This is a genomic window from Microbacterium sp. (assembly GCF_041909575.1).
Lineage (GTDB): Bacteria > Actinomycetota > Actinomycetes > Actinomycetales > Microbacteriaceae > Microbacterium.
On sequence record NZ_JAYRDE010000135.1, the window covers coordinates 1 to 7027 of the forward strand.

Sequence of the window (7027 nt, forward strand, 5' to 3'; positions counted from 1 at the left end):
CGAGACTGGCCGACGGATCGCCCAGCGCCTCCCGGACGCGCGCCGCCGCTGCGGCGAGCTTCGCGGGCTGACCGCCGCCGGCCGGGCGCTCTCCGAGGATCTCGACGAGGATGCGGTCGTGCTCGGCGGCCTCCCACGGCACTCCGGCGGCACGGAGCTCCTCGGCGATCAGTGCGCCGGCCGACTCGGCGGCCGTGAGGAGCCGGAGGCGCGCCGGATCGGCGGAGTCCGCGACAGCCTCCCGCTGCCGCGTGAACTCCGCCAGGACCTCGTCGATCCCGGCGGGAGGTCCGTCGGCGCGCACCGACTCGTCGAGCTCGAACAGGGCGGGCGCAGCGGCGGGCGCAGCAGCGTGCGGGGCGGCATCCCAGGTCGTCGCCCGCCGCACCGGCGCACTCTCGGCGACGAGCGCCGAGTCGCGCAGGATCGCATGGCACAGGCGCAGGTCGTGGCAGCGGCTCACCCGCACTCCCGCGGCCAGCAGGTCGGCGTACCAGCGCGGTGCATCGTTCCACACCCACCGGGGCGCCCACTCCCGCTCGCGAGCAGCCACCCAGGACGGCAGCGCCGGCGCCTCGACCCGATGCCGCGACAGCTCGGCGCCGCCCGCATCCAGGAGCACCGCCGTCACGTGATCGCCCGAGTGGCCGACGGCGACCCAGGCGGGCGTGTCAGACGCGGCCGGGGTCGCTGTCACGCCGGAAGCTCTCTCGGAGATCCATCGCCGCGTTGGCCGCGGCATCCGCTCGCGCGTTCTGCAGCCGTGGCACCCATTCGAATGCGACGTCGCGGCCCGCGATGAGCGCCCGCGCCCTGCGCGCCTGCGCCTGCATGTCGGGGTGCGAGATGCGCCAGCGGCCCGACATCTGCTCCACCACGAGCCGGGAGTCCATGCGGACGAGGAGGGATGCCGAACGATCGAGGTCGAACGCGACTTCGACACCCGCGATCATGCCCGCGTACTCCGCGACGTTGTTCGTCGCGATGCCCATGAACACGCCGACCTCGGTCAGGACTGCGCCTGTCTCCGGATCGATGACGACCGCGCCGCCGGCGGCGATGCCGGGGTTGCCGCGGGATCCCCCGTCGGCTTCGACGATGAGGCGCCGGCTCACAGTCCCGAGTCGTAGGTGCGGACGAGGATGCTGCCGCACTCGGGGCAGTACACGACCTCGTCCTCCGGCGCCTGCCGCAGCGCGTTGAGGTCGGTGCCCGACAGGACCATGTGGCACCACTCGCACGTACGGGCGCGGAGGACGGCGGCGCCCGCGCCGCGGGTGGCGAGCTTCTCGTAGACGGCGAGCAGGTCGGCCGGGACGGTGCCCGCGATCGCGGCGCGGTCTCGGGTCGCCGCGTCGAAGGCGGCGGTGGCCTCGGCGATCACGCGCTTGGCCTCGGCGCTCAGCTCGGCACCCTGCGCGTTCGTGTCGGCGATCAGCGCCTCCTGCTCGGCGACGGCGGCGTCGGCCTGCTCGAGTCGCTCCATCACCTCGAGCTCGGCGTCCTCGAGGTCGGATTTACGCCGGGCGAGAGACGCCAGCTCGCTCTCGAGGCCCTGTGCCTCCTTCGAGTTGCTGGAAGCGGCCAGCCGCTCGGTGTCACGCGCGCTGCGCGCGTCGACGAGGGCGACGTCGGACTCGATGCGCGACAGCTCGGTGCGCAGGTCGTCGCGGGCCCCGAGCCGCGTCGTGAGCTCCTGCGAGAGCGTCTGGCGCTGGGCCAGGAGCTCCTGGACGCGCGCGGCCTGCGGGGGGTTCTTGCGGTGGTGGTCCGCCTGGCGGATGCGGGCGTCGAGCTCGGCGACCTCTACGAGGCGCAGCTGGTCTGCGGGGCTGGCGTTCACGACACCAACCTACCCGGCCATCGACGCCCTCGCGGGGCGAGGGCTAGCATTCAACGACCGGGTCCCCACCAGGAAGGCGAGAACAATGAGCGTTCTGCGCACCAAGTCCGTCGAGCAGTCGATCGCCGACACCGATGAGCCGGAGTTCCGGCTGAAGAAGTCGCTCACCGCACTCGACCTCACCGTGTTCGGCATCGGCGTCGTCATCGGCGCGGGCATCTTCACGCTGACGGGCCGCGCCGCGCACGACGTCGCAGGGCCCGCGATCGTGATCAGCTTCGCGGTCGCCGCGATCGCATGCGCACTCGCCGCGCTCTGCTATGCGGAGTTCGCCTCGACGGTCCCCGTGGCGGGGTCGGCGTACACGTTCTCGTACTCGTCGCTCGGCGAGCTGTTCGCCTGGATCATCGGCTGGGATCTCATCCTCGAGATGTTCCTCGGCGCGAGCGTCGTCGCCCAGGGCTGGAGCGCGTACCTCGGGACGCTCATGGAGCAGCTGGGCGCGCCGATCCCGGAGGTGATCGGGTACGGCGGCACGGTCGACCTGATGGCGATCCTGCTCGTGCTGGTGCTCGGAGGCCTCATGACCTTCGGCATCAAGGAGTCGCTGCGGGTCAATCTCGTGCTGGTCGCGGTGAAGCTGTTCATCGTCCTGTTCGTCATCATCGCCGGTCTGCTGTTCATCAATCCCGCGAACTGGTCGCCGTTCGTCCCCGAGGCCGTGCCGGCGGAGAGCGCATCCGGGCTCACGCAGCCGCTCCTGCAGTTCCTGTCCGGCATCGAGCCCACCGCGTTCGGCGTCGGCGGCATCTTCGCCGGCGCGGCACTGGTGTTCTTCGCCTACATCGGCTTCGACGTCGTGGCCACGACGGCCGAGGAGACCAAGAATCCTCAGCGCGACCTGCCCATCGGCATCATCGCCTCGCTGGTCATCTGCACGCTGCTCTACTGCGCCGTGGCACTCGTCGTCACGGGGATGGTGCCCTACCAGGACCTCGATCCCACGGCGGCGCTGGCGCAGGCCTTCGTGTTCCACGGCGCGACCTGGATGGCCACGCTCATCTCGGCCGGCGCCGTCGCCGGTCTGACCACCGTCGTCCTCACCCTGCTCATCGGCGCCACGCGCATCATCTTCGCGATGTCGCGCGACGCGCTGCTGCCGGCATCGCTCGCCAAGGTGCACCCGCGTTTCCGCACGCCGTGGGTGATCTCGATCCTGGTGACCGTGATCGTCGCGATCACCGCCGGGTTCACCCCGATCGGCGTCCTGGAGCAGATGGTGAACATCGGCACGCTCTCGGCCTTCGTCCTGGTCGCCGTCGGCGTGATCGTGCTCCGTCGCAAGCGCCCCGATCTCAAGCGGACCTTCCGCGTCCCCCTCAATCCGTGGCTGCCGGGTCTCTCGGCGCTGATCTGCATCTACCTGATGCTCAACCTGTCGGTCGAGACGTGGCTGCGGTTCCTGGTGTGGCTCGCGGCGGGCTTCGTCATCTACTTCGCCTACTCGCGGCGCCACTCGCGCATCGGGCAGCCCGGGTACGAGGAATTCGCCCTGCCCCATGTCGTGTCGCACCAGCGCGACGACAGCGACGACGACCCGCGGTCCTGAACGGTGGGCCCTGCCGGGATCGAACCGACGACATCCACGGTGTAAACGTGGCGCTCTACCAGCTGAGCTAAAGGCCCTCGCCGCCCAGTCTAGGAGGTGCATCCGCCCGGTCTCCGACTCGGTAGGCTGAGAGACGGTGCGTTGTGCACGGCGAACAAAACCTGCACCGCTCCGGCAGCGATTACCTGGCACGATCTGCCAGACGACGAAAGGTCATCTGTGACTGTCAACGATCAGGATCCGTACTCGCAGGACCCCCTCGACAGCGATCCCGATGAGACCTCCGAGTGGCAGGAATCCCTCCAGCAGCTCGTGCAGGCGAAGGGCCACGGCCGTGGCCGCGAGATCATGCTCAGCCTGCTCCAGACCTCGCACGAACTGCAGTTGAACGTGCCGCAGGTCCCCACCACGGACTACATCAACACCATCGCGCCCGACAACGAGCCCGAGTTCCCCGGCGATGAGGAGCTCGAGCGCCGCTACCGTCGCTGGCTGCGCTGGAACGCCGCGATCACGGTGCACCGCGCCCAGCGCCCCGGCATCGGCGTCGGCGGCCACATCTCCACCTACGCGTCGTCGGCCTCCCTCTACGAAGTCGGCTTCAACCACTTCTTCCGGGGCCTCGACGACCCCACCGGCGGCGACCAGGTCTTCATCCAGGGCCACGCCTCCCCCGGCATCTACGCGCGCTCGTTCCTCGAGGGCCGCCTGACCGAGTCTCAGCTCGACGGCTTCCGCCAGGAGAAGTCCAAGGCGCCCGACGGCATCCCCTCGTATCCGCACCCGCGCCTGATGCCGGAGTACTGGCAGTTCCCGACGGTGTCGATGGGCCTCGGGCCGATCAACGCGATCTACCAGGCGATGTCGAACAAGTACATCACCAACCGCGGGATCAAGGACCTGTCCAACTCTCGCGTGTGGGCCTTCCTGGGCGACGGCGAGATGGATGAGGTCGAGAGCCGCGGCCAGCTCCAGGTCGCCGCGAACGAGGGCCTGGACAACCTCACCTTCGTCGTCAACTGCAACCTGCAGCGCCTCGACGGCCCGGTGCGCGGCAACGGCAAGATCATCCAGGAGCTGGAGAGCTTCTTCCGCGGTGCGGGCTGGAACGTCATCAAGGTCGTCTGGGGCAGCGGCTGGGATGAGCTGCTCTCGAAGGACACCGACGGCGCGCTGGTGCACCTCATGAACACCACCCCCGACGGCGACTTCCAGACCTACCGGGCCGAGGACGGCGCGTTCATCCGCGAGCACTTCTTCGGGCGCGACGAGCGCACCGCCGCTCTGGTGAAGGACTGGTCAGACGAGGACATCTGGGGCAAGCTCCGCCGCGGCGGCCTGGACTACCGCAAGGTCTACGCCGCCTACAAGGCCGCGACCGAGCACAAGGGCCAGCCCACGGTCATCCTGGCGAAGACGATCAAGGGCTACGGCCTGGGTCACCACTTCGAGGGCCGCAACGCGACCCACCAGATGAAGAAGATGACGCTGCAGGACCTCAAGTACTTCCGCGACTCGATGCGCATCCCGATCTCGGACGAGCAGCTCGACGAGAACCACTACCTGCCGCCGTACTACAACCCCGGCCCGCAGGACGAGACGATCCAGTACATGCTGGAGCGCCGCCGCGAGCTGGGAGGGTTCCTCCCCGAGCGCCGCAGCCACCACGTCGGCATCCAGCTGCCCGGCGACGACGCGTACGCGCTGCCGAAGAAGGGCTCGGGCACGCAGGAGATCGCCACGACCATGGCGTTCGTCCGGCTGCTCAAGGATCTCCTTCGGGCGAAGGACTTCGGCCACCGCATCGTGCCGATCATCCCCGACGAGGCGCGCACCTTCGGAATGGACGCGTACTTCCCGACGGCGAAGATCTACAACCCGCACGGCCAGAACTACACCTCGGTCGACCGCGAGCTGCTCCTCGCCTACAAGGAGAGCCCGCAGGGCCAGATCGTGCACGTCGGCATCAACGAGGCAGGAGCCGTCGCGGCCTTCACCGCGGCGGGGACGTCATACGCGACGCACGGCGAGCCGCTGATCCCGGTCTACGTGTTCTATTCGATGTTCGGCTTCCAGCGCACGGGCGACGCCCAGTGGGCCGCGGGCGACCAGATGGCGCGCGGCTTCATCATCGGCGCCACCGCCGGGCGCACGACGCTGACCGGTGAGGGCCTCCAGCACGCGGACGGCCACTCTCAGCTCCTCGCGTCGACGAACCCGGCCACCGTCTCGTACGACCCGGCCTACGGCTACGAGATCGCGCACATCGTGCGGTCGGGCATCGAGCGCATGTACGGCGGCAACCACCCCGACCCGAACGTCATGTACTACATCACGGTGTACAACGAGCCGCTCGTGATGCCGGCAGAGCCCGAGGGTGTGGACGTGGACGGCATCGTGCGCGGCATCCACCGCATCTCCTCCCCGGAGGGCGACGGCCCCCGCGCTCAGATCCTGGCTTCGGGTGTCGGCGTGCCGTGGGCGCTCGAGGCTCAGCAGCTGCTGCGTGACGACTGGGGAGTGCAGGCCGACGTGTGGTCGGTGACCTCGTGGAACGAGCTGCGCCGCGACGGCCTGGCCGCCGACGAGCACAACTTCCTGCACCCGGGCGACGAGCCGCGCACGGCGTACCTGACCGAGAAGCTGAAGGATGCCGCAGGCCCCGTGGTCGCGGTGAGCGACTTCATGCACGCCGTGCAGGACCAGATCCGGCCGTGGGTGCCGAACCGGTTCGTCACTCTCGGTGCGGACGGCTTCGGGTTCTCCGACACGCGCGCCGCGGCACGCCGCTACTTCAAGATCGACGGCCCGTCCGTCGTGGTCCGCACGCTCCAGGCCCTCGCAGCCGACGGTGTCGTGGACCGCGGGCTCGCGGCGCAGGCGATCGAGAAGTACCGGCTGCACGACGTGACAGCAGGAACGAGCGGGAACGCCGGCGGCGAGAGCTGACCGGCGCGATGGCCGCCCCCGCCTCGATGGACAAGACCGAGACGCTCGCCTGGCTCAGGCGAATCTCGGGCGACCTCGCGACCGCGACGATCAAGCGCCTGGAGGACACTCTCCCCTGGTACGCGGACATGCCGCCGGCCAGGCGGTCGGCCGTCGGACTCGTGGCGCAGGCGGGCATCACCTCGTTCATCTCCTGGTACGAGGATCCGACGTCCACGCCCTGGATCGCCGCCGACATCTTCGCGGTGGCGCCGCGGGAGCTGCTGCGCAGCGTGAGCCTGCAGCAGACGCTCCAGCTCATCCGCGTCACGGTCGAGATCACCGAGGAGCGAGTCGCGGGCAAGGGCGAGCACCTGCGCGAGGCGATCCTGCTCTACTCGCGGGACGTCGCCTTCGCGGCGGCCGATGTCTATGCGCGGGCCGCCGAGGCCCGCGGCCTGTGGGACGCCCGTCTCGAAGCGCTCGTCGTCGACTCGATCCTCACCGGTGAGGCCGACGAGGAGCTGCCCAGCCGCATCGCTGCCCTCGGCTGGCACGGACACGGCGAGGTCGCGGTGCTCGTCGGGACCACTCCGCCGCAGTTCGACATCGACCAGCTCCGGCGCACCGCCCGCAAGCTGGGGGTG

General features: G+C 69.7%; 4 protein-coding genes, 1 tRNA gene and 2 pseudogenes. 3 read left to right on the forward strand and 4 right to left on the reverse strand.

What is annotated here, in order from left to right; translation table 11 throughout:
- From ACE3O1_RS14025 to ACE3O1_RS14035, 3 genes and pseudogenes are all read right to left on the reverse strand, one after another.
- Nucleotides 1-697, reverse strand: a pseudogene (locus tag ACE3O1_RS14025) (bifunctional 3'-5' exonuclease/DNA polymerase); the annotation flags it as partial.
- Nucleotides 672-1115, reverse strand: a complete 444-nt coding sequence (locus tag ACE3O1_RS14030; protein WP_374316075.1) for a reverse transcriptase-like protein — start codon at nt 1113-1115, stop codon at nt 672-674. The pseudogene ACE3O1_RS14025 and the gene ACE3O1_RS14030, both read right to left, overlap by 26 nt.
- Entirely contained in the window at nt 1112-1843 is a 732-nt protein-coding gene (locus tag ACE3O1_RS14035; protein ID WP_374316077.1) for a zinc ribbon domain-containing protein, read from the reverse strand. The genes ACE3O1_RS14030 and ACE3O1_RS14035 overlap by 4 nt, the downstream gene beginning before the upstream one ends.
- 85 nt (nt 1844-1928) lie before the next feature.
- Between ACE3O1_RS14035 and ACE3O1_RS14040 the strand changes: the two genes are divergently transcribed.
- On the forward strand, nt 1929-3452 hold the full coding sequence (locus tag ACE3O1_RS14040) for an amino acid permease (RefSeq protein ID WP_374316079.1): 1524 nt from the start codon (nt 1929-1931) through the stop codon (nt 3450-3452).
- A 4-nt stretch (nt 3453-3456) separates the two neighbouring features.
- Here ACE3O1_RS14040 and ACE3O1_RS14045 read toward each other — a convergent pair.
- Nucleotides 3457-3529 (reverse strand) — tRNA-Val (locus tag ACE3O1_RS14045).
- 142 nt (nt 3530-3671) lie between these two features.
- Here ACE3O1_RS14045 and aceE point away from each other — a divergent pair.
- Nucleotides 3672-6401 (forward strand): pyruvate dehydrogenase (acetyl-transferring), homodimeric type, encoded by a 2730-nt coding sequence (gene aceE / locus ACE3O1_RS14050; RefSeq protein WP_374316081.1) that lies wholly within the window; start codon nt 3672-3674, stop codon nt 6399-6401.
- A gap of 8 nt (nt 6402-6409) precedes the next feature.
- Nucleotides 6410-7027, forward strand: a pseudogene (locus ACE3O1_RS14055) (PucR family transcriptional regulator); the annotation flags it as partial.

Excerpts from the sequence above, each read along its gene's own strand:
- ACE3O1_RS14040 (WP_374316079.1), top strand. The coding sequence starts at position 1,929 with ATGAGCGTTCTGCGCACCAAGTCCGTCGAGCAGTCGATCGCCGACACC.